This window comes from Streptomyces sp. NPDC002825, from assembly GCF_040295385.1.
In the GTDB taxonomy this organism is placed as follows: domain Bacteria; phylum Actinomycetota; class Actinomycetes; order Streptomycetales; family Streptomycetaceae; genus Streptomyces.
Window position 1 is genome coordinate 1 of sequence record NZ_JBEOVH010000010.1, and the last position, 24,628, is coordinate 24,628.

Below are 24,628 nucleotides of genomic sequence, written 5' to 3' on the forward strand. Positions count from 1 at the left end.
TGTGCCAGAGGGCATGCCAGTCCGATGCATACCCACCTAGCGCTACGGATCATAACTATCCGTGCGGCCGCATCGATCGGCGGACGGAGGCACGAGGGGGGCGCACGGCGCTAGTTTCAGCCGCATGACCTTGTCTTCGCAGCAGCCGGCCACACCCTCGGCCGGGCTCTCCTTCCCCCGTCAGCACGCCCGGACCCAGCGGTTCACCCTGGGGGTCCCGCGTGGTTTCTCGGTCTCCCCGGACGGGGAGCGCGTGGTGTTCGTCAGATCCGGTTCCGGGACGGACCGTTCGCACCGGCTCTGGGTGCTCGACCTGCCCCGGGACGGCCGGCCCGGGGAGCGGGTGGCCGCGGATCCGGCGGCGCTGCTCGCGGGCGCGGAGGAGGAGTTGTCGCCGCAGGAGCGGGCGCGTCGGGAGCGGAGCCGGGAGGGCTCGGCGGGGATCGTGGCGTACGCGGTGGACGGGGCCGTGGAGTTGGCGGCGTTCGCGCTGTCGGGGCGGCTGTTCACGGCGGAGCTGCGGGCGGGGACGGCGCGGGAGCTTCCGGTGCCGGGCCCGGTGATCGACCCGCGTCCCTCGCCGGACGGGCGGTTCGTGGCGTACGTGGCGGAGGGCGCGCTGCGGGTGGTCGGGTCGGACGGTTCGGGCGACCGGGAGCTGGCCGTTCCGGAGGACGAGCACGTCTCCTACGGATTGGCCGAATTCATCGCCTCCGAGGAGATGAGCCGGGAGCGCGGCTACTGGTGGTCGCCCGACTCGGACCGGCTGCTCGTGGCGCGCGCGGACGACCGGGCGGTGCGCCGCTGGTGGATCGCGGACCCGGCGCATCCGGAGCGGGAGCCGCAGCGGGTGGGGTACCCGGCGGCGGGGACGGACAACGCGGAGGTGCGGCTCTTCTGCCTCGGCCTCGACGGGTCCCGTACGGAGGTGGTGTGGGACCGGGAGCGGTATCCGTACCTGGCGCGGGTGCACTGGTCGGCGGCCGGGGCGCCGCTGCTGCTCGTGCAGACCCGGGACCAGCGGGAGCAGCTGTTCCTGACGGTGGACCCGGAGTCGGGGAAGACCGCGACCGTGCGGACGGAGGCGGACCCGGCGTGGCTCGAGCTGCACCACGGGGTGCCGGCCTGGGGGCCGGGCGGCGGGCTCGTCCGGGTCACGGACGAGGGCGGGGCACGGGTCCTGGCCGTCGGGGAGGAGGCGTGGACGGGGGCCGAGCTGCACGTCCGGGCGGTGCTCGATGTCGGCGCGGACGACGTCCTGGTGTCGGCCTCGGCGGGTGAGGCGGCGGCGGAGCCGGAGACCGGCGAGATCCATGTGTACCGGGTGACCGGGCCGGACGCGGAGGGGCTGACGCGGCACACGCGGCTCTCGGAGGGTGCCGGCGTGCACGGCGCGGTGCGCTCGGGCGCGGTGACGGTCCTGGTGTCGGCGCGGCCGGAGGAGCCGGGGAGCGTGGCGCGGGTGCTGCGGGACGGCGGGGAGGCGGCGGTGGTGGCCTCGTACGCCCAGCGGCCGGTGATCTCCGCGCGCGTCCGCCTGACCGAGGCGGGGGCCCGGCGCATCCCGTGCGCGGTGCTGCTGCCCTCGGGGTACGAGGAGGGGGACGGGCCGCTGCCGGTCCTGATGGATCCGTACGGCGGTCCGCACGGGCAGCGGGTGCTCGCCGCGCACAATCCGTACCTGACCTCGCAGTGGTTCGCCGACCAGGGCTTCGCGGTGGTCGTGGCGGACGGGCGGGGCATGCCGGGCCGCTCCCCCGCCTGGGAGAAGTCGATCCTGCGGGACCTCTCGCCGACCCTGGAGGACCAGGTGGAGGCGCTGCGGGCGCTGGCCGGGAGCTTCCCGTTCGATCTGGACCGGGTGGCGATCCGCGGCTGGTCGTACGGCGGCTATCTGGCGGCGCGTGCGGTGCTCCAGCGGCCGGACGTCTTCCACGCGGCGGTGGTCGGGGCGCCGGTGACGGACTGGCGGCTGTACGACACGCACTACACGGAGCGGTACCTCGGCACCCCGCAGGACGATCCGGAGGTGTACGCGGCGCAGTCGCTGCTGACCGACGACGGCCTGTCGGCGCCGGAGGAGCCGGCCCGGCCGATGATGGTCGTGCACGGTCTCGCGGACGACAACGTGGTGGTGGGGCACGCCCTGCGGCTCTCCTCGGCGCTGCTCGCGGCGGGGCGGCCGCACGAGGTGCTGCCGCTGTCGGGGGTGACGCACATGACGCCGCAGGAACAGGTCGCGGAGAACCTGCTGCTGCTCCAGGTGGACTTCCTGAAGCGGTCGCTGGGCCTGCCCCGCTGAGTCACCAGCCGGGGGGCGTCGGGTAGGGCGGGGCCGGGGGACGCACCCCGGTCGTCGGGTACGGGCCGGGTACGGCGGCGGGGGCGCCGCGCCCGGCCAGGAGCACGAGCACCGCGAGGCCGGCGAGCAGTTCGAACACGGAGTTGAGGACGTCGGCCCCGTCGACGGTGGTGAGGTCGGCGAGGTGGATGAGGGTCTCGTACCGGACGGCGCGGGCGACCCCGCCGAGGCCGCCCGCCGTCAGGAGCAGGGCGGCGAGGAGCCCGAAGGCGCGGCTGTGCCGGGCCCGCGCGAGGCAGGAGACGGCGGCCGTGCCGTACAGGCCGAGGGCGATCGCGGACAGCCAGCCGGGCGGGGGCGCGAGGGCGGGTTTCACGACGGAGCGGCCGCCGGTGAACCGGTCGACGGTGATCTCGAGGGGCAGTTCGCCGGCCCAGTACAGCTCCCACAGGATGGTGAAGAGCGCGGCGAGCGCGAGCAGGATCCCGGCGGCGACGGCGGGGCCGGTCCGGGGGCGGGTGGGCTCCTGCTCGTACGGGGCGTCCGCCGGGCGGCGGCCGACGGCGGCGGTGAGGACCAGTGCGGCGCCCAGGGCCAGTTCGAGGAGGGCGGTGACGAGGACGCCGCTGCCGGCCGCCCAGACCCCGGGGAGGCGCAGGGCGAGGGTGACCGTGCCGGCGGCGGCGAGGGCGGAGCCTGCGTGCCGTGAGCGGAGGGCGGCGACGGCGCAGGCGGCGTAGACGGCGAGGAGGACGGGGTCGATCAGGGAGGTGGTGGACCGCCCCCGGATCAGGAAGTGGTGGTCCCCGGCCCAGTACCATGCGAGGTCGGCGGGCGACCCGAGCGCGGCGAGGTCCTTGAGGATCCACACGGCGGCGATGAGGGCGAGCGCGGCGCAGAGCGCGGCGCCGGTGAGACGTGCCGGTCGTGTCACAGTCACGGCCCCGATACTCACGGTCGCGACCGAGCGAAACAAGCGGTTCCGCATGAACGTCGGATGGCAGCCGGCCGGGGCGACATGGCGCGCCCCGGCCGGCTCACGGCACCCGCACGGCCGTACAGGTGCCAATATCCAATATCCGTATATCGGATCCAATTCCGCCGGGTTGCCCGCGCGTTACGGCTCCTGGGGCTCCTCCGGAGGCACCACCTGCTTCTCCTCGGCGAAGTGGCAGGCCGAGTCGTGCTTCGCCGGGCTGTCCGTGAGACGGAAGACGGCCGGGACGGCCAGGAGCGGGACTTCGAGGGCGCAGCGCTCCTGCGCCTTCCAGCAGCGGGTGCGGAAGCGGCAACCGGAGGGGATGTTGGCCGGGGAGGGGACGTCGCCGGACAGGAGGATCCGCTCGCGGTGGGCGCGCGCCTCGGGGTCGGGCACGGGCACGGCGGAGAGCAGCGCCTGGGTGTAGGGGTGGGTGGGGTGGTCGTAGATCTGGGCGTCGGTGCCGATCTCGACGATCCGGCCGAGGTACATGACGCCGACGCGGTCGGAGATGTGCCGGACGATCGAGAGGTCGTGGGCGATGAAGACGTACGACAGGGAGAACTCGGTCTGGAGGCGGTCGAGGAGGTTGACGACCTGCGCCTGGACGGAGACGTCGAGCGCGGAGACCGGTTCGTCCGCGACGATGACCTCGGGCTGGAGGGCGAGGCCGCGGGCGATGCCGATGCGCTGGCGCTGACCGCCGGAGAACTGGTGCGGATAGCGGTTGATGTACTCGGGGTTGAGGCCGACGACGTCCAGCAGGTCCTGGACCTTGCGGCGCCGGTCGCCCTTGGGCGCGACCTCGGGATGGATCTCGTACGGCTCGCCGATGATGTCGCCGACCGTCATGCGCGGGTTGAGCGAGGTGTACGGGTCCTGGAAGACCATCTGGATGTTGCGGCGGACGGCCTTGAGGGCGCGCGGGGACATCTTGGTGAGGTCCTCGCCCTTGTAGCGGATGGTGCCGGAGGTCGGCCGTTCCAGGTTGACCAGCATCTTCGCGACGGTCGACTTGCCGCAGCCGGATTCGCCGACGATGCCGAGGGTCTCGCCGGCGGCGAGGTCGAAGTCGACCCCGTCGACGGCCTTGACCGCGCCGACCTGCTTCTTGAAGAGGATCCCCTGGGTCAGCGGGTAGTGCTTGTGGAGGTCCCGGACTTCGAGAATGGCCTCAGCCATGGAGGCACTCCTTCCAGAAGTGGCAGGCGCTGGCGCGCGGCACCGGGGACTCGGTCACCTCGTACAGCGGCGGCACGTCGGTGCGGCAGCGGTCCCTGGCGAGCGGGCAGCGCGGGTTGAAGGAGCAGCCGGACGGGATGGCGAGGAGGTTGGGCGGAAGGCCCTTGATGGCGTAGAGCTCCTGGCCCTTCTGGTCGAGGCGCGGGATGGAGTCGAGCAGACCCCGGGTGTAGGGGTGGGCGGGGGCCTTGTAGATCTCGTGGACGGGCGCCCGTTCGACGATCTTCCCCGCGTACATGACGGCGATCTTGTCGGCGACGTCGGCGACGACACCGAGGTCGTGGGTGATGAGGATGAGGCCCATGTTGAGCTCGCGCTGGAGCTCGGCGAGGAGGTCCATGACCTGGGCCTGGACGGTGACGTCGAGGGCGGTGGTGGGCTCGTCGGCGATGATCAGCTCGGGTTCGAGGGCGAGCGCCATCGCGATCATGATGCGCTGGCGCATGCCGCCGGAGAACTGGTGGGGGTACTGGCCGACGCGTTCCTTGGCGGCGGGGATGCGGACCCGGTCCATGAGTTCGACGGCCTTGGCGCGGGCGTCCTTCTTCGACATGCCGCGGTGGACGACGAACATCTCGCCGAGCTGTTCGCCGACGCTCAGGACGGGGTTGAGCGAGGACAGCGCGTCCTGGAAGATCATCGCCATCTTGGCGCCGCGGACCTTGCGCCGCTCGTCCTCCTTGAGCTTCAGGAGGTCCTGGCCCTGGAAGAGGATCTCGCCGCCGCTGATCTTCCCCGGCGGGATGTCGAGGATGCCCATGACGGCCTGGGCGGTGACGGACTTGCCGGAGCCGGACTCGCCGAGGACGGCGAGCGTCTCCCCCGCGTCGACGGAGTAGTTGACGCCGTTGACCGCCTTGGCCACCCCCTCCCGGGTGTGGAACTCCACGTGCAGGTCGCGCACTTCGAGCAGCATGGGTCCCTACCTCAGCTTGGGGTCGAGGGCGTCGCGCACCGCGTCGCCGAGCATGATGAACGCCAGCACGGTGATCGCGAGCGCTCCGGCCGGCCAGAGCAGCATGTGGGGCGCGTTGCGGACGTACTGCGACGCCGACGAGATGTCGATGCCCCAGGAGACCGTCGGCGGCTTCAGTCCGACGCCGAGGTACGACAGGGTCGCTTCGAGCGCGATGTACGTGCCGAGGGCGATGGTGGCGACGACGATGACCGGGGCGACGGCGTTCGGCGTGATGTGCCGGAGCAGCATCCGGGAGTTGGAGGCGCCGAGGGCCCGGGCCGCCTGGACGTAGTCGTTCTGTTTGGCGGTGATGACGGAGCCGCGGGCGATGCGGGAGACCTGCGGCCAGCCGAGGAGCACCATGAAGCCGATGACGGGCCAGACGGTGGCGCTGGACACCACGGACAGGAAGACCAGGCCGCCCAGGACGACGGGGATCGCGAAGAAGACGTCGGTGATCCGGGACAGGAAGCCGTCCCAGCCGCCGCCGAAGAAGCCGGCGAGTCCGCCGAGGATGCTGCCGAAGATCGCGACGCCGAGGGTGGCGCAGACGCCGACGGTGACGGAGGTCCGGGCTCCGTAGACGACCCGGGTGTAGACGTCGCAGCCCTGGCCGTTGAAGCCGAAGGGGTGGCCGGGCTGGGAGCCTTCCTGGGCCTTGGACAGGTCGCAGTCCAGGGGGTCTCCGGAGGCGATCAGCGAGGGCCAGATGGAGATGATCACCAGGAAGAGGATGACGAGCCCGGAGATGATGAAGATCGGGTTGCGACGCAGGTCGTGCCAGGCGTCGGACCAGAGGGAGCGGGGCTTCTTGTCGGCGCCGGTTCCTGCGGGAGCCCCTCCGCCGGAGGCGGCTGACGGACTCTGTTCGAGGGTCTCCGCCTCCGCCGTGCCGAAGTCGGAAGCGCCCCCCGCGCCGGTGGAGGCGATGGCACGCCCTTCCTCTCCGTACGACTCAAGCGGCTCAAACGGCTCAGGCATAGCGAATCCTCGGGTCAAGGACGGCGTACAGGAGGTCGACCAGGAGGTTGGCCAGCAGGAACACCAGGACGAGGATGGTCACGAAGCCGACGACCGTCTGGGTGTTCTGGCGGACGATGCCCTGGTAGAGCTGGTAGCCGACGCCATGGATGTTGAAGATCCGTTCGGTGACGATCGCGCCGCCCATGAGCGCGCCGACGTCGGCGCCGATGAAGGTCACCACGGGGATGAGGCTGTTGCGCAGCAGATGGCGGCTGATGACCCGGCGGCGGGGCAGGCCCTTGGCGACGGCGGTGCGGACGTAGTCGGCGCGCTTGTTCTCGGCGATCGAGGTCCGGGTGAGCCGGGTGACGTACGCGAGGGAGACGGAGGCGAGGACCAGGCCGGGGACGATGAGCTCGTCGAAGGTCGCTTCGGGAGAGACGGCCGGATTGATCCAGCCCCATTCGACACCCAGGAGGTACTGGACGAGCAGGCCGGTGACGAAGGTGGGGATGGAGAGGACGACGAGGGTCAGCAGCAGGACGGTGGTGTCGACGGGGCGGCCGCGCTTGAGGCCGGTGACGACACCGAGGCTGATGCCGATGACGATCTCGAAGATGATCGCGACGATGGTGAGCCTGATGGTGACCGGGAAGGCGTCGGCCATCAGCTCGGTGACGGGCTGGCCGTTGAAGGCGGTGCCGAAGTCGCCGGTGAAGACGTTGCCCATGTAGGTCAGGTATTGCTGCCAGACCGGCTTGTCGAGGCCGAACTCCTTCTCCAGCTGGGCGGCGGTGGCCGGGTCGCAGGCGCGGTCGCCGCAGAGGCCGGCGATGGGGTCGCCCATCACGTTCACCATCAGGAAGATCAACAGCGTGGCGCCGAAGAAGACCGGGATCATCTGCAGCAGCCGCCGGATCACGTATCGACCCACGGAGGCCTCCAGGAAGGGTGGGTTGCGGGACGGCGTACGGCCCGGAGCGGTGATCCGCGGCCCGGGCCGTACACCGTCGTACTGCTACGGCGTCACTTCACCTTGATCTGGTCGTAGACCGGGACGCTGAAGGGGTTCAGGGTCACGTTGCTGACCCGGTCCGAGTAGCCGGCGCTGCCGTTCTGGTACCAGAGCGGGATGGCACCCATGTCGTCGCGGAGGACTCCCTCGGCCTGCTGGAAGAGCCCGACGGCCTTGTTGATGTCGGACTCGGCGTTGGCCTGGTTGACCAGCTTGTCGAACTCGGGGTTGGAGTACTTGCCGTCGTTCGACGAGGCGTTGGTGTAGTACAGCGGCTGGAGGAAGTTCTGGATGAGCGGGTAGTCCATCTGCCAGCCGGCCCGGAACGGGCCCTTCAGCTTCTGGGTGCTGGCCTGGCTGCGGAAGTCGGCGAAGGTGCCGATCGGGTTGCCGACGCAGGCCTTGTTGTTGCCGAGTGCGTTGTTGATGGAGTTGCAGACGGCGTCCACCCACTCCTTGTGGGAGCCGGTGTCGGCGTTGTACGAGATCGTCATCGTGCCGCCGGGGATGCCGCCGCCCTCGGCGACGAGCTTCTTGGCCTGGGCCGCGTCGTACTTGCAGAAGTCCCCGCAGACGTCCTTGTAGCCGCCCTCCGAGCCGAGCACCGGGGAGGTCCAGTCGACGGCGGGGGTGCGGGTCTTCTGGAAGATCGTCTCGGTGATCTGCTGGCGGTTGATCGCCATGGAGAGGCCCTGCCGGAGCTTCTCCTGGCCCGGCTTGTTCCACGCGGGGTCGTAGAACGGGAAGGAGAGGGTCTGGATGATGCCGGCGGGCACGTTGATGTACCGGCCGCCGAGGTCGGACTCGACGTTCTTGAGCTGCGAGGCGGGCACGTCGTCGACGAGGTCGAGGTTGCCGGCCGTCAGGTCCGTGTAGGCGGTGTTGTTGTCCGTGTAGACCTTGAGGGTGATGCCGCCGTTCTGGGCCTTGTCGGGGCCGGGGTAGGCGTCCCAGCGCTTCAGGGACATCTGGGAGCCCTTGGAGTACGAGTCGACCGTGTACGGGCCGTTGCCGACGGGCTTCGAGAGCCAGCCGGCGTGGTCGCTGAAGAAGGCCTGGGGCAGCGGCGAGAAGGCCGCGTAGCCGAGGGTGACGGGCCAGGTGGAGAACTTCTGGGTGAGCTTGACCGTGAAGGTCTGCGTGCCGGTCACCTTGAGGCCGGACATGGTCTCGGCGGTGGGCTCGCCCTTGTCGGGGTGGACCTTGTCGTAGCCCTCGATCTGGCCGAAGAAGAACGCGTTCTTCTGGTTGTTCTTCAGACTGGCGCCGTAGTTCCAGGCGTCCACGAAGGACTTCGCGGTGACCTTCTCGCCGTTGGAGAACGTCCAGCCGTCCTTGACCGTGATGGTGAAGTTCTGCGAGTCCGTGGTCTCGATCTTCTCGGCGAGCATGTCCTTGGCCTCGCCGGTCTTCGGGTCGTACTGCTTGAGCCCGCGGAAGATCATGGACAGGACCTTGCCGCCCTGGACCTCGTTCGTGTTGGCGGGCTCCAGCGGGTTCTGCGGGTCGCCCCACGAGGAACTCACGATGCCGTCGGCCCCTCCGCCACCACCACCGCCGCTGTCGTCGCTGCCACAGGCCGTCGCCGCGAGGGCGACGGCGGTGGCCAGTGCGGCCCACTTGGCGTGTGTGGCTCCGCGCATGGAGTGCCTCCCGATGGTCTTGCCGAGACTTAGGCCCCCATATCACCGCAACCCGGACAGGGTCGCATCTCGGCGACCGCTGTCCGGGTTGCGTCGCCCCGGGTCGGTTTCGGCTCAGTTCAGGAAGGTCACGTCCCAGTGGTTGCCCTCGTTGGCGTAGATGTTGCCCGAGGGAGCGGTGTAGAGGGCGGCGCCGTCGCCCCGCTGGCCGGAGTAGGGGAAGTTCCCGGTGATGTAGCCGGTCAGGCAGCTCGACATCGCGAAGTCCAGCTTGTAGCCGTTCCAGTGGCTGTACGTGCCGCTCGCGTGGCCCGTCTCGGTGCCGCCGGTGATGTTCATGGCGCAGCCGCTCGCCCGGCGCAGGGCCACGGCGCCGTCGGCGGAGGCCTGGCGCAGGCCGTCGAAGGAGGTGCAGCTGCTGCTGTAGCGGTCGGAGCAGTTGCCCGAGGAGCTCCAGGTGATGCCGGCCGCGGTGAAGAGGGCGGCGGCCTGGGCGTGGGTCAGCAGGCCGCTGCTGCCGCCGCTGCCGCCGGAGGAGCCGGTGACCAGGGCGCGCCAGGTGTCCGGGCCGACGATGCCGTCCGCGTCGAGGCCGTGGGAGGACTGGAAGCTGCGGACCTTGCCGTCGGTGCCGTCGCCGAAGGCGCCGTCGACGGCGAGCCCCGCCCCGTACCGGTTGAGCTGCGTCTGCGCGGCCTTCACCGCGGAGCCGTTGTCGCCCTTGCGGACGGTGACGATCAGCCTGGACCAGGTGTCGGCGCCGACGATGCCGTCCGCGGACAGGCCGCTCGCGCTCTGGAAGCCGCGGACCTTGGACTCGGTGCCGTCGCCGAAGACGCCGTCGGCGGAGGTGGCGTAGCCGCGGGCGGTCAGCAGGTGCTGGACGGTGGTCACCTGGGCGCCGGTGTTGCCCTTCCTGACCAGCGGCCAGTCGGCGGCGAGGGCGGGGGCGGCCTGGAGCACGCCGGCCACCAGGGCGGTGACGAGGGCGGCGAGCAGCGCGGCCGCGAGGCCGGGCAGTCTTCTCGCGAGTGTCATGGCGGGATCCTCGACCTCTCGTGTCAGCACTGGTAGTTCGCGTCGGGGTGGACCGGCTCGCAGTAACGGATGTGGAGGTGGTTGTCGTGGTTGGGGTACTGGACGGTCAGCCCCTCCGCGATCAGCTGCGGGTCGTTGAAGTAGATGAACTTGACGTGGCCCGGGGCGGCGGCGCGCATGGCCTTGACCAGCTCGCGGGTGGCGGCACGGTCGTAGCTGCCCGAGTCCCAGGTGATCCGGGAGCCGGTGCACTGCGCCGAGTCGGTGCGCACGGGCCAGAAGTCGGCGTCCAGGCCGACCTGGTGGCTGGCGTGGCCGGAGATGGAGCCGCCGTGCTCGAAGGAGATGTCGCCGACCGGGACCTTGCCCCGCCCGAGGGCGGCGAAGGTGCGGGCGCCCGCCTCCAGCTGGCCGATGGCGGCGGCGGTGCCCCAGTCGGCGGAGCTGTTGCCGTCGGGGTTCTGGTTGCACAGGGTGCCGGCGTTGTAGTCGGCGTACTCGTAGTGCCAGAGCAGGTTGGTCCAGGTGTCCGGGCCGACGATGCCGTCCGCGCCGAGGCCGGCGTGGCTCTGGAAGGTGCGGACGGCCGAGGCGGTGCCGGGGCCGAAGGCGCCGTCGACCGAGAGGCCCGCCCCGCGCTTGGCGTTGAGCAGGTACTGGACGGCCTTCACGGCCTCGCCCTGGCTGCCCTCCCGGACGGTCGGGGTCAGCGCCCGCCAGGTGTTCGGGCCGACGATGCCGTCCGCGGCGAGGCCGTGGGAGGACTGGAAGGAGCGGACGGCGGTGTCGGTCCCGGAGCCGAAGACGCCGTCGGCGGAGAGCTGCGCGCCCTGGCCGTTGAGGAGGTACTGGAGGGCGGTGACGTCCGAGCCCCGGTTGCCCTTGCTCTGGGTGGGGACGAACGCGCCCGAGAAGGCGTGCGCGGGCGCGCCCAGGCCGATGAGCACGAGCAGCGCGGCGAGGGCGGCGAGGGCCGCGAGCGGGACCGGCCCGCGCAGGGGGCGGAACGACCGGATGGTCGACGGCATGACGGTGGACTCCTCCTGTGTCGGTGGGTGGACTTCAGGTGCGTTCGGGTGCCTACCCAGGCGCCTGCAGACGCCTACCCAGGCGCGTGCAGACCCCTGCAACGGCGTTCAGGCGAGGAGGCGGCTGAAGGTGCGCGCGTCGGCGACGCCGTCGGCGGGCAGCCCGGCGGCGTTCTGGAAGGAGACGACCGAGGCCAGGGTGCCGGGGCCGAAGACGCCGTCCTGGGCGGTGGGGACGCCCTTGGCGGTGAGCAGCAGCTGGACGGTCTGGACCGCGGCGCCGGTGTCGCCCTGCCGTACGGGCGCCACCAGCTGGTGCCAGGTCTGGTTGCCCGCGTAGCCGTCGTACGTGGCGTGCACGAGCGACTGGAAGTCCCGTACGGCCTGCTCGGTGGCGGGGCCGAAGCTGCCGTCCACGGTGATCGTGGCACCGCGCCTCACGAGGAGGTGCTGGAGCGCGCGGACCCGGTCGCCCGCGTCGCCGTTGTGCAGCAGCGGCCACACGGGGGCCGTCGGGTCGCCGCCGACGCGGGCGGCGACGTCCCGCCGCAGCTGCGGGAGCAGCGCGTACAGGCGGTCGCCGGGGCACAGGGTGGCGTTGAAGTCCCGGTGCCCGTAGATCTGGTAGGCGCGCAGCCCGTACTGGCGGCAGATGTACGCGCACAGCTCGACGAGCGCCGCGTACTGCTCGCCGCGCGGGTCGACGGTGCTGTACGTGCCCTCGTTCTCGATGCCGATGGCGACGGTGTTCTGCCCGGTGCAGTGCGCCGACTCCACGGTCTGGGTGCCGCCCTGGAGCGCGGTGAGGCTGCTGTGCCGGCCCTCCAGGACGTACGCGCCGCGCGAGACGGTGAAGTGCTGGCCCGTGTCGATCCATTGGCGCGTGTCCATCGCCCAGTCCTGCATGGAGCGGGCGAGCTGGAAGGCCTGGGCCTGCGAGTAGTCGGTGGTGTTGGGAGTGTCCGTGTGGTGCACGATGATCTTCTGCGGCGGGGTCGACAGCACCTTCACGGGGCTGCTCGCCGGGCGGGCGCCCCACGCGGTGGTGTCCGCGATGACGGGCCCGGTCGCGGCGCGCGCCGGGCCCGCAGCCCCCAGGGGCAGCAGGGACGCGGCGCCGAGCGCGAGGCCGCCGGCGAGGAAGCTCCGGCGGGAATTCGGTTCTCTGACAGGGGTCATGACGGTGCGTTCCTCACCTCAGTGGCTGTCGGTGCAGTGGGTCACGGCGGTGTCGAGCACGAGGGCCGAAGCGGCGGTCGCGAGGTGGCGGACGAGCGCCCCGGAGGCTAGTACCACGACGTGCAGTTCCACTCGAATCCCGTGATGTAGCCGCAGGCGCGGTCGATGATGCCCTTGTCGTCGATCATCGTGGTCCACACGGTGCCGCTGCCGGTGTAGCGGGCCTCCTCGTACAGACCGGTGTTGCTCTCGACCCAGATGATCATGGACGAGTTGCTGCTCTGACGCGCCCAGGCGGACCGGCAGGTCGGGCTGTAGCGGAGCTCGGTGCCGATGCTGTTCCTCGCGACGGTGCGGGCGTCGTTCTGGCAGATCGAGGTGGCCGGGTCGAGGCCCGTGCAGGACGGCCCGTAGCAGTACGTCGCGGCGGAGGCCGGGGAGGAGGCGAACAGCAGGCCGGACGCGGCGAGGGCGAGGGCCGAGCCGGCGGTGGCGAGCTTGCGGGTGAGGGTGTTCACGAGAGCGCTCCCCCGCTTCCTAGTACCAGCCCGTGCAGTCGTAGTAGCCGGAGCCGTTGTCCCAGTACTCGCAGGCCCTGGAGGTGATGCCCGCGTCGTTCACCATCGCGGTCCAGACGGTGGCACCGTTGCCGTAGTAGTGCGTCGAGTAGGCCCCGTTGCCGTCGCTGCGGCTCACGGTGACGTACTTGCCCTCCGAGCCGCCGTTGGCGAGGCGCGCCCAGGCCGCCCGGCAGGTGGGGCTGTAGCGGAGCTCCAGGTTGCTCCAGCCTGAAGTGGCGACGGTCCGCGCGTCGTTCTGACAGATCGTGGTGGCCGGGTCCAGACCCTGGCAGCTGGACGCGTAGCAGTACGTCGCGGCCGAGGCCGGCGACGAGGCGAGCAGGAGGCTCGATCCGGCCATCGCGAGGGCCGAGCCGACGGTGGCGAGCTTGCGGGTGAGTGCTTTCACGGTGACCCCTGGTCCTGAAGTAGTAGGCGGTGGGCGGCAGTTGTGCTGCGCCGCGGCACACGCTGCCAGTCCCGCCCGCTGTCCGTGCTGTCCCGTCGGACCGGGCCGTCCCGTGCGCGGGCCCGGTGGGACGGGGCGCCGTCGACGGCCGAGGCAGGGGCACGGACGGGAGGCGGCGTCCCGCGGGGCACGGGACGGGCCGGGGGACGCGGGACGGGAACGGGACTCCCGTACGCCCGTCCCGCGGGACGTTCCCGTCGCGCGTCGGCACCGCGCGGGACGGACGGGGGCCGGGAACGGCGAAGGCCCCCGCCACCCTTGCGGGTGGCGGGGGCCTCTCGGGCTCCGGGTCGGGTCAGGCCGAAAGGGTCAGACCGAAAGGACCTGCTTCTCCTCGGCGAAGTGGCACGCCGAGAAGTGCGCGGCCGGGGTGTCCTCGCCCTGGAAGCGCTGCGGGATCGCGAGGACCGGCACCTCCTGCGAGCACTTCTCCTGCGCCTTCCAGCAGCGGGTGCGGAAGCTGCAGCCCGACGGCGGGTTGGCCGGCGAGGGGACGTCGCCGGTGAGGATGATCCGCTCGCGGTGCGCGCGGGCCTCCGGGTCCGGCACCGGCACCGCGGAGAGCAGCGCCTGGGTGTACGGGTGCGTCGGGTGCTCGTAGATCTGCTCGTCCGTACCGATCTCGGCCATCTTGCCGAGGTACATGACGCCGACGCGGTCCGAGATGTGCCGGACGATCGACAGGTCGTGCGCGATGAAGATGTAGGAGAGGTTGAACTCGTCCTGGAGCTTCCCCATCAGGTTGATGACCTGCGCCTGGACGGAGACGTCCAGGGCCGAGACCGGCTCGTCGCAGATGATGATCTCCGGGTTGAGCGCGAGGCCGCGGGCGATGCCGATGCGCTGGCGCTGGCCGCCGGAGAACTGGTGCGGGTACCGGTTGATGTACTCCGGGTTCAGACCGACGACGTCGAGCAGCTCCTGCACCTTGCGGCGCCGGTCGCCCTTCGGGGCCACCTCGGGGTGGATGTCGAAGGGCTCGCCGATGATGTCGCCGACCGTCATGCGCGGGTTCAGCGAGGTGTACGGGTCCTGGAACACCATCTGGATGTTGCGGCGGACGGCCTTCAGCGCGCGCCCGGACAGCTTGGTGATGTCCTGGCCCTTGTAGAAGACCTCGCCGGCGGTGGCCCGCTCCAGGTTCATCAGGAGCTTGGCGACCGTGGACTTGCCACAGCCGGACTCGCCCACGATGCCGAGGGTCTCGCCCTGGTAGAGGTCGAAGGAGACCCCGTCCACGGCCTTGACCGCGCCGACCTGCTTCTTGAAGAGGATGCCCTGCGTCAGCGGGAAGTGCTTCTTCAGGTTGCGCACCTGGAGGATCGGCTCGCCGCGGCCCACAGGGGCGTCGAGGGCGGCGGCCACGGCCTCGTCGTTCGTGCTGAGGTCAGCCATGGATCGTCTCCTTCCAGAAGTGGCAGGCGCTCTTGCGGCCGGGCAGATCCGCGCCGTCCCGCTCGGAGACCGGCACCAGGGCCGGGATCTCCGTGCGGCAGATGTCGTCGGCCTTGGGGCAGCGCGGGTTGAAGGCGCAGCCGGTGGGCACCTTGAGCAGGTTGGGCGGCAGGCCCTTGATCGCGTAGAGCTCCTGGCCCTTCTGGTCCAGGCGCGGGATCGAGTCGAGGAGACCTCGGGTGTACGGGTGGGCCGGGCGCTTGTACAGCTCGTGCACCGGCGCCTGCTCGACGATCCGGCCGGCGTACATCACGGCGATCTTGTCCGCGACGTCGGCGACGACGCCGAGGTCGTGGGTGATCAGGATCAGGCCCATGTTGTATTCCTGCTGGAGCTCCGCGAGGAGGTCCATGACCTGGGCCTGGACGGTCACGTCGAGAGCCGTGGTGGGCTCGTCGGCGATGATCAGGTCCGGCTCCAGGGCGAGCGCCATGGCGATCATGATGCGCTGGCGCATACCGCCGGAGAACTGGTGGGGGTAGTCCGAGACCCGCGCCTTGGCGGCGGGGATCTTGACCTTGTCCATCAGCTCGACGGCCTTGCGCGTGGCGTCCTTCTTGGACATGCCCTGGTGCACCCGGAACATCTCGCCGAGCTGGTAGCCGACGGTGAGGACCGGGTTGAGGGAGGACAGCGCGTCCTGGAAGATCATCGCGATCTTCCGGCCGCGGATCTTCCGGCGGTCCTCCTCGGACATCTTCAGCATGTCCTCGCCGCGGAACAGGATCTCGCCCTGCGGGATCTTGCCGGGCGGCATGTCGAGGATGCCCATGATGGCCTGGGCGGTGACGGACTTGCCGGAGCCGGACTCGCCGAGGACGGCGAGGGTCTCGCCGGCGTTCACCGAGTAGTTGACGCCGTTGACCGCCTTGGCCACACCGTCACGGGTGTGGAACTCGACGTGCAGGTCCTTGACTTCGAGGAGCGGACCGGTGTGGTCGGAACCGCCGCGCGGGGCGGGGACGGCCGCGGTCTTGTCAGTGATGCTCATCTGTTACGCCCTCCTCAGCGCAGCTTGGGGTCGAGGGCGTTGCGGACGGCTTCGCCGAGCATGATGAACGCCAGAACGGTGAGGCTCAGCATGATCGAGGGCCAGAGCAGCACGTGCGGAGCGATACGGATCTGGGCGACGCCGGCGGAGATGTCGACACCCCAGGAGACGGTCGGGGCGGCGAGGCCGAGTCCGAGGAAGGACAGGGTGGCCTCGGCCGAGATGTAACCGCCGAGCGCGATCGTCGCGACGACGATCACGGGAGCCATGGCGTTCGGCAGGATGTGCTTGAACAGGATCCGGGTGGTCCCGGCGCCGAGGGCCTTGGCCGCGTGGACGTAGTCGGCCTGCTTGACCGTGATCACGGCACCGCGCATGACGCGGGTGATCTGGGTCCAGCCGAGGAACGCGAGGGCGAAGACGACGACCCAGACGGTCCGGTCGACGAAGGCCTGCAGGACGACCATGGCGCCGAGCAGGAAGGGGATGCCGAAGAAGACGTCGGTGAGCCGGGAGAGCAGCGCGTCGACCCAGCCGCCGAAGTAGCCGGAGATCATGCCCATGATGCCGCCGACGACCGTGACGATCGCGGTGACCGCGATGCCGACGATGATCGAGGCGCGGGTGCCGTGGATCAGGCGGGCGTAGACGGAGCGGCCCTGCTGGTCGTAGCCCAGCCAGTCGGGCGAGCCGACCTTGCCCAGCTCGGGCTTGCTGAGGAAGTGGTGGACCAGGTCACCGGCGGTCGGGGACGCGCTGGTGAAGAGGGTCGGCCACGCGGAGATCAGCAGCAGCAGCGCGATCAGGACCGACGAGATGATGAAGTACGGGTTGCGGCGCAGGTCGGCCCAGGCGTCGCCCCAGAGGCTACGGGCCTTCTCCGCCTTGGCCACCGGAGCGGACGCGTCCACGGAGGGGGGCGCGACGGCATCCTCGACGGCGGCAGCGGTCTTGGTCACGTCAGGCATACCGGATCCTCGGGTCCAGGACCGCGTACAGCAGGTCGATGAGCAGGCTGGTGACGAGGTAGACGATCACCAGGATGGTGACGAGGCCCACCAGGGTCGAACCTTCGCGCCGGGAGATCGACTCGGCGATGACGCCGCCGATTCCGTGGATGTTGAAGATCGCCTCGGTGACGACCGCGCCGCCCATGAGGGCGCCGATGTCGGTGCCGAGGAAGGTGACCACGGGGATCATCGAGTTGCGCATCAGGTGGACACCGATGACGCGGCGCCGCGGCAGGCCCTTGGCGACGGCCGTGCGCATGTAGTCGGCGCGCAGGTTCTCCGCCATGGAGGTACGGGTCAGTCGGGCCACGTACGCGAGGGAGAGACCGCCGAGGACGATCGCCGGGGCGATCATCTCGCTCAGGACCGGCTCGGTGCTGACGTTCGGTGCGATCCACTCCAGGTTGAAGGCGAACACCATCTTGATGATGTAGCCGAGGACGAAGACCGGGATCGAGATGATCAGCAGGGTGAAGATCAGGATCAGGTTGTCGGCCAGGCGGCCGGCGCGCAGACCACCGATGATGCCCAGACCGATGCCGAAGACCAGCTCGATGGCGAACGCGAGAGCGGCCAGCTGGAGAGTGATGGGGAACGCGTCACCCAGTACCTCGGTGACCGGCAGTCCGTTACGGATCTGGGTGCCGAAGTCCAGGTGCAGGACCATGTCCCGCATGTACGTGAAGTACTGCACCGGCAAGGACCTGTCGAGACCCAGCTCATGGCGCTTCGCGGCGAGCGTCGCCGGGTCGGCGCCCTTGTCGCCGAACATGGCAAGCACGGGATCGCCGGGCAGGCTGTGCACCATGAGGAAGATCAGCAGGGTTGTCCCGAGGAAAACCGGGATCATCTGGAGCAGTCGTCGTGCGACATAACGCCCCATCATGCCTCCGTTGAGATGTGTCAGCGCAACCGACGGGCCCTCCCGCGACGGCATGCCCGGATCCGGGCATACCGATGTCGTGGAAGGGCCCCCCGGCCGCTGCGTAAGGCACCGGCACGGGACTGACGGTCCGTCGGTCCCGTGACGGTGTGCGGACTACGCTCGGGTGATTACTTCTTGACCTCGACGCCGGTCAGGATCGGGTCGCCGTCCTGACCGTAGGCGACACCCGAGACCTTCTCGGAGAAGCCCGCGTTGACCTTGTAGTACCAGAGCGGGATGGACGGCATGTAGTTCTTGAGGTCCTTCTCGATCGCCTGGTAGGCCTTGACGGACTCGTCAAGGGTGGCGGCCGAGTCGGCCTTCGCGATCTTGGCGTCCAGCTCCTTGTTGGAGAAGTCGCCCTGGTTGCCGCCCGCACCCGTACGGAACAGGTCGGAGATGAAGTTGGCGTTCACCGGGTAGTCGAGCACCCAGCCGGAACGGTAGAGCGACTTGACCTGCTTGGTCTTACGAGCGGTCAGGTCGGCCTGGAAGTCCGGCTTGCCGTCGCCGACGCACTGGACGCTGGTGGCCTGGGTGATGGAGTTGCAGACAGCGTCCACCCACTCCTTGTGGCCACCGTCGGCGTTGTACTGGATGGAGATCTTGTTGCCGGGGACGCCGCCGCCGGCCTTGATGAGCTCCTTGGCCTTGGCCGGGTCGAACGTGGTGACACCGGCACCACCGTCGGCCTGGAAGCCGAGGACACCCTTGGCGACCCAGCCGGTCGCGGGCTCACGCGTGCCGTTCAGCACCGTCTTGGTGATGGTGGCGCGGTCGATCGCCATGGACAGACCCTGGATGACGCGCGGGTCGACCAGCTTCGGCTTCTTCCACTGGTCGGAGTAGAAGGCGACGGCGATGGTCTGGATCGCGGAGTACGGCTGGTCCACGGCGCGGTCGCCGAGGTCCTGGCGGTAGACCGGGAGGTCCTTCGGCGCGATCTGACGCAGGACGTCGACGTTGCCGGACTTCAGGTCCTCGTACGCGGCCTCGAGGGTGGTGTAGTTCTTGAAGACCACACCGCCGTTCTTCGCCTTGTTCGGGCCCTTGTAGCCGTCGAAGCGGGTGATCTCGATCTTCTTCTTGTGGTCCCAGCTCTTGAACTTGTAGGGACCGTTGCCGACCGGGGCCGCACCGCGGGCCTTCGCGTCGAGCTTGTAGAAGGACTCCGGCAGCGGCGCGAACACGATGTACGCGAGCTTGTGACCGAAGTACGGAACGGCCTTCGAGAGCTCGATCGTGAAGGTGTTCTCGTCGACGACCTTCAGACCCTCGAGCTTGTCGGCGGTCTGCTTGGCGCCCTCGGCGTCCGGGTGGACCTTGTCGTAGCCCTTGATGTCCGCGAACCAGGACGCGAGGCCCTGGGCGTTCTTCAGGCTGGCGTTCCAGTTCCACGCGTCCACGTAGGACTTGGAGGTGACCGGCGTGCCGTCGTGGAAGGTCCAGCCCGGCTTGAGCTTGACGGTCCACGTCTTCGAGTCCGTCGTGGTGACCGACTCGGCGTTGATCATCTCCAGGGAGCCGTCGGCCTTGTAGTCGACCAGGGTCGAGAACAGGCCGGCCATGACGGCGGAGCCGTTGGACTCCATCGTGTCACCGGTGAGCAGAGGCTTCTCCGGCTCACCGAGCTCGATGGAGAAGATTCCGTTCGGGTCAACAGCCTTGGCGTCCGTGCCGCTGTCGCCGCTCTTACCCCCGCCACAGGCGGTCGCAGCAAGGGCGACGATGATCGCGCCCGTTACCCACTTGGCGCTCTTGGCACCGCGCATGGGTTCCTCCTCATGAGTCCACTTTGTCACTACAAGAGGGACACCCCGAGCCCTGCCGACACCCCTGACGGCTTTGGACTCAAGTGCCCCGAGTGTGCTCGTGAGTCGGCACTCCCCACAGTGCGTGACCCATTGACCCGAGCTCAATGGAGCCAACTATTAAGTACGCCCGGGCTGTAAACCACACTTAAGCGGTCTCGTTTTGACAACATCGCCGGGGTCCGAGATACCGAAATCCGGACAAAATGAGCACAGACAGACACGCCCGAAACGGACTGTTAACACACGTACCGGAGAGCGATCGCCGATATGCGGACACCTGATCCATGAAACCGAGTTGACGAAACTTGACGAAAAGCCCGGGCCCCCACAGCGTCTGTGGGGACCCGGGCTCCGTTGCTGACGTCATGTCAACCGAGAGCGGCGAAGATCACAGGTCCATGATCTACCCCGCCGTGCTCGGCCGTATGCGACCTTACTCAGCTGTTCTTGGCGCGGGAAGCGGAACGACCGCGCTCCTTCTGGTCCAGGACGACCTTGCGGATGCGCACGGCCTCCGGGGTGACCTCGACGCACTCGTCGTCGCGGCAGAACTCCAGGGACTGCTCCAGGGAGAGCTTCCGCGGCGGGACGATCGCCTCGAAGGAGTCGGCGGAGGAGGAGCGCATGTTGGTGAGCTTCTTCTCCTTGGTGATGTTCACGTCCATGTCGTCGGAGCGGGAGTTCTCGCCGACGATCATGCCCTCGTACACCTCGGTGCCGGGGTCGGTGAACAGGACGCCGCGCTCCTGGAGGTTGGTCATCGCGAAGGCGGTGACCGCACCCGCGCGGTCGGCGACCAGCGAGCCGTTGTTACGGGTGACCAGCGGGCCGAACCACGGCTCGTGGCCCTCGTGGATCGAGTGGGCGATGCCCGTGCCGCGGGTCTGGGTCAGGAACTCCGTACGGAAGCCGATGAGGCCACGGGACGGAACGACGAACTCCATGCGGACCCAGCCGGAGCCGTGGTTCGACATGTTGTCCATGCGGCCCTTGCGGACACCCATGAGCTGCGTGACCGCGCCCATGTGCTCCTCGGGGACGTCGACCGTGAGGCGCTCGACGGGCTCGTGGATCTTGCCGTCGACCTCCTTGGTGACGACCTGCGGCTTGCCGATGGTGAGCTCGAAGCCCTCGCGGCGCATCTGCTCGACCAGGATGGCGAGCGCGAGCTCACCACGGCCCTGGACCTCCCAGGCGTCCGGGCGCTCGGTCTCGAGGACGCGGAGCGAGACGTTACCGATGAGCTCGCGGTCCAGGCGGTCCTTGACCTGGCGGGCGGTGACCTTGCGGTCCTTCACGGCGGCCTTGGCGTCCGCGCCCTTGCCGGTGCCACCGCGGCCGACGAGCGGCGAGGTGTTGGTGCCGATGGTCATGGAGATGGCCGGCTGGTCGACCGTGATCAGCGGGAGCGCGATCGGGTTCTCCGGGTCGGCCAGGGTCTCGCCGATCATGATGTCGGGGATACCGGCGACGGCGCAGATGTCACCGGGGCCGGCGACCTCGGCCGGCTTGCGGGTGAGCGCCTCGGTCATCATCAGCTCGGTGATGCGGACGTTGGAGATCGTGCCGTCCCGCTTGATCCACGCGACCGTCTGACCCTTGCGCAGCTCGCCCTGCTCGACGCGGAGCAGCGCGATGCGGCCGAGGAAGTTGTCGGCGTCCAGGTTGGTGACGTGGGCCTGGAGGGGGGCCTCCTCGTCGTACGACGGGGCCGGGACGTGCTCCAGGATGGTGGAGAAGAACGGCTCGAGGTTCTCGGAGTCCTGCGGGACCGTGCCGTCCTCCGGCTTGGTCAGCGAGGCGATGCCGTCGCGGCCGCAGGCGTAGACGATCGGGAACTCGATCTGGTCCTCGTCGGCGTCCAGGTCGAGGAAGAGGTCGTAGGTCTCGTTGACGACCTCGTCGATCCGGGAGTCCGGGCGGTCCGTCTTGTTGATGCAGAGGATGACAGGCTTGCGCTGCTGGAGCGCCTTGCGCAGCACGAAGCGGGTCTGCGGGAGCGGACCCTCGGAGGCGTCCACCAGGAGGACGACGGCGTCGACCATCGACAGACCGCGCTCGACCTCGCCACCGAAGTCGGCGTGGCCGGGGGTGTCGATGATGTTGATCGTGATCGGGGCCCCGCCGTCCTTGGGGTGATACTTCACCGCCGTGTTCTTGGCGAGGATCGTGATGCCCTTCTCACGCTCCAGGTCGTTCGAGTCCATCATGCGGTCGTCGAGCTGCTGGTGGGCGGCGAAGGCACCGGCCTGCTTGAGCATGGCGTCGACGATGGTCGTCTTGCCATGGTCGACGTGGGCGACGATGGCGACGTTACGGATGTCGTGGCGCGTGGGCATGGGTGCTTGCGCTTCTCTCGGATCGTGGGATGCGGCGTCAGTTCCTCTTACGCCCGCCGGGCGGACGCGCCACGGCTATGTCCTATGGTACGGGGCTGCCGTGCAAGGGGCTTCCCCGGCTTGATCCGAGAGGGTCTACTGGGAGGTTTCAGGGTGTGGGGAAAGTCATGCGGACCGGGTCAAGGGGCCGACGCGATCCTGCCCGCCGGGGTCTCCGGCGGGCAAGGAACTTGAGCTGCTTCTGAGGTTGTGACCTGCACTTTCAGTCGTTCGACTGGGTACCCTTGGTCGTTTCGGGCTTCTTGAACCCGATGTCCTGGTAGCGGGGGGCGGCGAGGCCCCAGGCACCGGCGTTCACGAGATCGGCGCGGGCGGCGACGAGCTGCGGGCGCTGGTAGAGCGGGATGGAGCCGGCGGCGGCCCAGATCCGGGCGTCGGCCTGGCGCACGAGCTCGTGGGCCTCCTCCTCGTCGAGGGTCCCGGCCGCCTGGTCGAAGAGCTGGTCGATGCGGTCGGTGCCGACCCGGGAGTAGTTCTGCTCGACCAGGAGCGAGCCGTCCGAGGCGGGCTCGGGCTTGGCGAAGATCGGCCGGGCGTCGGTCGCCGGGAAGGCGGAGGCGGGCCAGGAGTAGAGGGCCAGGTCGTAGTCGCCCGAGGCCACGTGGTCCTTGAAGAAGCTGTCGTCGGAGACCTTGGTGACCTCGGTGCGGATCCCGACGGCGTCGAGCATCCGGACGATCCGGTCCCCGACCGCCCGCAGCGACTCGGAGCCCGGCCCGGACGGCAGGACGAAGCGGAGGCTGAGCGCCTTGCCGTCCTTGCCGAGGGCCTTGGCGGCCCCGGGGGCGGTCACGGGGGCGGCGGTGCCGCGCGGGGCGTAGGCCCCGGCGACCCCCTGGTCGGGCTTGGGGGCGGAACGGGCGGCGCGGGCGGCGCCGGCGCCGGTGTCGAGGGCCTCGGCCCGGGCGAGGAGCGCGGCGCTCTGCCGGGCGGCGGCGGAGGCCGGGGCGAGGATGCCGGTGCCGCCCTCGGGGCCGTTCGCGCCGATGGCGGGGGCGGCGGCCGCGCGGCGGTCGCCGGGCTTGTCGTCGCCGACGATGTAGAGGCCCTCGTCGGAGGCGGTGTCGCTCGCCGGCTTCTTGGCGTCGCTGGAGCCCTCGCTCTTCCTGGTCTTCTCCGTGGCCTTCTTCTCGGCCTCCTTCTCCGCCTCCTTCTTCTCCGCCTCGCTGCCCGCCTTGGTGCCGGCGGGCTTGTGGAGCGCGCCGCCGGGGACCCAGCCCGCGTCGGCGAGGAGGGCCTGCGCCTCCTTGGTGTCCTGGCCGCCGAGCGCGTCGCTGCTGTCCGCGTACGCGGCCTGGCCGGCGAGCGCGAGGTGGCTGCCGGGGGGATGCGCGGGGAGGCCGAGCGGCTTGAGGACGGATTCGGCGAGTTCCTGGCGGTCGATGGCGCGGGCCACCGCGCGCCGTACCCGCTCGTCGGCCAGCGGGCCGGACTCGCCGTTCAGCGAGAGCTGGGTGTAGGCGGGCTCCAGGGACTTGCGGACCACGTACTTCGCGAGGGCGTCCTGGGCGCGCGCGTACCGGGCGATCGCCTCCTGGTTCTCCTTGCGGGCGGCCTTGGCCTCGGCCGCCTTGTCGTCGTCGGAGCCGTGGGCGAGGGCCCAGGACTTCAGGGCCTTGGAGGGGGTCGTCGCGGCGCCGGGGCCGTGGGCGAGGGCGGCCTGGGCGCCGTTCCGGCCGGCGCGGGCGTCGCGCAGGGCGAGGGAGATCCGGTCGGCGACGGACCGGTCGATCTCGGCCAGGTCGACGTCGCCGGCCGCGAGGGCGTCGGCCCGGTCCGCCCGGGGGACGGCCTTGAGGACGACGCTGTCGAGCTTGGCCTGCTGTCCCCACCAGCGGGGGTTGCGGGCGAGGGTGACGTCGCCGCCCTTCCGGTCGATCGCCTTGAGCAGGAACGGTCCTGCAGTGGCCTTGAGGGTGGAGCGCGCCCCGTCGTTGAAGGAGTTCGGGGAGCCCATCACCTGCTTGGGGTAGAGGGGCGTGAAGAGGGCCTGCCAGTCGGCGTAGGGCTTGGCGAAGGTGACCCGGACCTCCAGGTCGTTCTTGCCCCGCTCGATCTTCTCGATCCGCTCGTAGCCGGAGTTGCGGGCGGTCCAGTACGCGGTGTCCCGGCCGCTCAGCGCGCGCCACTGGGCCACGAAGTCGGCGGCGCCGATCTCGCGTCCGTCACTCCAGACCGCCTGCTGGTTGAGCTTGTAGAGGACGATCTGCTTGGGCTCGGTCTCGACGACCTGCGCGGACTCCAGGTAGTCGGGGTTCAGCCTGGGCCGGCCCCGCTCGTCGAGCGTGTAGAGGGAGGGGAGCACGGCTCCGGCGATGCGCGAGGTGGTGCCGTCGGCGTCGGCCTGGAAGGCGTTGAGCGTGGTGGGCAGCGCGTCGACGGCCCAGCGGAGGGTGCCCCCGTCGGCGACCCGGTCGCGGGGCGCGGGCGCGTTGTCCTGGGCCGCCGCCGGGGTCTCGTCGGCCTCGTCGCCGGAGCTGCAGCCGGCGAGGACGGTGACCGCGAGGACCGCGCTGGTGAGGGTGGCGACGGAGCGGAGCGTGCGGGAGCGGGGGCTCCTGGAGCATGTCCTCCCGCGAGGGGCGCCGATCTGGGACATGACTTGTACCCCTTCGTCCAGATTTATGCCATTTGGAGATGATCAGACCTATTGCTCAT

General features: G+C 70.0%; 19 protein-coding genes and 1 pseudogene. 1 reads left to right on the top strand and 19 read right to left on the bottom strand.

What is annotated here, in order from left to right:
• Window positions 1–124: 124 nt before the first annotated feature.
• Window positions 125–2,302, top strand: a complete 2,178-nt coding sequence (locus ABT041_RS15285; protein ID WP_351184123.1) for a S9 family peptidase — start codon at window positions 125–127, stop codon at window positions 2,300–2,302.
• A 1-nt stretch (window position 2,303) separates the two neighbouring features.
• Here ABT041_RS15285 and ABT041_RS15290 read toward each other — a convergent pair whose 3' ends face one another.
• The 19 genes and pseudogenes from ABT041_RS15290 to ABT041_RS15380 all read right to left on the bottom strand — a co-directional run bounded on the left by ABT041_RS15290 (window position 2,304) and on the right by ABT041_RS15380 (window position 24,569).
• Window positions 2,304–3,242 carry a hypothetical protein gene (locus tag ABT041_RS15290; RefSeq protein ID WP_351184125.1) on the bottom strand — a complete coding sequence of 313 codons (939 nt, stop codon included), beginning with the start codon at window positions 3,240–3,242 and terminating at the stop codon, window positions 2,304–2,306.
• 177 nt (window positions 3,243–3,419) lie between these two features.
• The gene (locus tag ABT041_RS15295; protein ID WP_351184127.1) at window positions 3,420–4,463 is read right to left on the bottom strand and encodes an ABC transporter ATP-binding protein; all 1,044 of its coding nucleotides are present in this window, start codon (window positions 4,461–4,463) and stop codon (window positions 3,420–3,422) included.
• The gene (locus tag ABT041_RS15300) at window positions 4,456–5,439 is read right to left on the bottom strand and encodes an ABC transporter ATP-binding protein (RefSeq protein ID WP_351184129.1); all 984 of its coding nucleotides are present in this window, start codon (window positions 5,437–5,439) and stop codon (window positions 4,456–4,458) included. Before ABT041_RS15300 ends, ABT041_RS15295 begins: the two co-directional genes overlap by 8 nt.
• 6 nt (window positions 5,440–5,445) lie before the next feature.
• Window positions 5,446–6,462: an ABC transporter permease gene (locus tag ABT041_RS15305; RefSeq protein ID WP_351184131.1), complete on the bottom strand. Its 1,017-nt coding sequence runs from the start codon at window positions 6,460–6,462 to the stop codon at window positions 5,446–5,448.
• Window positions 6,455–7,378, bottom strand: coding sequence for an ABC transporter permease (locus ABT041_RS15310; RefSeq protein ID WP_351184133.1), 924 nt, complete (start codon window positions 7,376–7,378; stop codon window positions 6,455–6,457). Before ABT041_RS15310 ends, ABT041_RS15305 begins: the two co-directional genes overlap by 8 nt.
• A 92-nt stretch (window positions 7,379–7,470) precedes the next feature.
• Entirely contained in the window at window positions 7,471–9,102 is a 1,632-nt protein-coding gene (locus tag ABT041_RS15315; RefSeq protein WP_351184135.1) for a peptide ABC transporter substrate-binding protein, read from the bottom strand.
• 114 nt (window positions 9,103–9,216) lie between these two features.
• Entirely contained in the window at window positions 9,217–9,804 is a 588-nt protein-coding gene (locus ABT041_RS15320; protein WP_502976493.1) for a peptidoglycan-binding domain-containing protein, read from the bottom strand.
• Window positions 9,805–9,852: 48 nt separating this feature from the next.
• A pseudogene (locus ABT041_RS15325) lies at window positions 9,853–10,140 on the bottom strand (peptidoglycan-binding domain-containing protein); the annotation flags it as partial.
• 23 nt (window positions 10,141–10,163) lie between these two features.
• The gene (locus ABT041_RS15330) at window positions 10,164–11,168 is read right to left on the bottom strand and encodes a penicillin-insensitive murein endopeptidase (RefSeq protein WP_351184137.1); all 1,005 of its coding nucleotides are present in this window, start codon (window positions 11,166–11,168) and stop codon (window positions 10,164–10,166) included.
• Window positions 11,169–11,276: 108 nt separating this feature from the next.
• Window positions 11,277–12,347, bottom strand: a complete 1,071-nt coding sequence (locus ABT041_RS15335; RefSeq protein WP_351184139.1) for a peptidoglycan recognition protein family protein — start codon at window positions 12,345–12,347, stop codon at window positions 11,277–11,279.
• A 107-nt stretch (window positions 12,348–12,454) separates the two neighbouring features.
• A complete protein-coding gene (locus ABT041_RS15340; RefSeq protein WP_351184141.1) occupies window positions 12,455–12,865 on the bottom strand; it encodes a DUF2690 domain-containing protein in 411 nt (136 codons plus the stop codon).
• A 19-nt stretch (window positions 12,866–12,884) separates the two neighbouring features.
• Window positions 12,885–13,316, bottom strand: a complete 432-nt coding sequence (locus ABT041_RS15345) for a DUF2690 domain-containing protein (protein ID WP_351184143.1) — start codon at window positions 13,314–13,316, stop codon at window positions 12,885–12,887.
• Between the two features lie 369 nt (window positions 13,317–13,685).
• Window positions 13,686–14,771 (bottom strand): ABC transporter ATP-binding protein, encoded by a 1,086-nt coding sequence (locus tag ABT041_RS15350; protein WP_351184145.1) that lies wholly within the window; start codon window positions 14,769–14,771, stop codon window positions 13,686–13,688.
• On the bottom strand, window positions 14,764–15,822 hold the full coding sequence (locus ABT041_RS15355; RefSeq protein WP_351184147.1) for an ABC transporter ATP-binding protein: 1,059 nt from the start codon (window positions 15,820–15,822) through the stop codon (window positions 14,764–14,766). Before ABT041_RS15355 ends, ABT041_RS15350 begins: the two co-directional genes overlap by 8 nt.
• Window positions 15,823–15,836: 14 nt before the next feature.
• A complete protein-coding gene (locus ABT041_RS15360) occupies window positions 15,837–16,790 on the bottom strand; it encodes an ABC transporter permease (protein WP_351184149.1) in 954 nt (317 codons plus the stop codon).
• Entirely contained in the window at window positions 16,783–17,715 is a 933-nt protein-coding gene (locus tag ABT041_RS15365; protein ID WP_351184476.1) for an ABC transporter permease, read from the bottom strand. The genes ABT041_RS15360 and ABT041_RS15365 overlap by 8 nt, the downstream gene beginning before the upstream one ends.
• 170 nt (window positions 17,716–17,885) lie before the next feature.
• Complete coding sequence (locus tag ABT041_RS15370; protein ID WP_351184151.1) at window positions 17,886–19,529, bottom strand: peptide ABC transporter substrate-binding protein; 1,644 nt, start codon at window positions 19,527–19,529, stop codon at window positions 17,886–17,888.
• Window positions 19,530–20,008: 479 nt separating this feature from the next.
• Window positions 20,009–21,910, bottom strand: coding sequence for a translational GTPase TypA (gene typA / locus ABT041_RS15375; protein ID WP_351184153.1), 1,902 nt, complete (start codon window positions 21,908–21,910; stop codon window positions 20,009–20,011).
• Between the two features lie 262 nt (window positions 21,911–22,172).
• The gene (locus ABT041_RS15380; RefSeq protein WP_351184155.1) at window positions 22,173–24,569 is read right to left on the bottom strand and encodes an ABC transporter family substrate-binding protein; all 2,397 of its coding nucleotides are present in this window, start codon (window positions 24,567–24,569) and stop codon (window positions 22,173–22,175) included.
• Window positions 24,570–24,628: the final 59 nt, after the last annotated feature.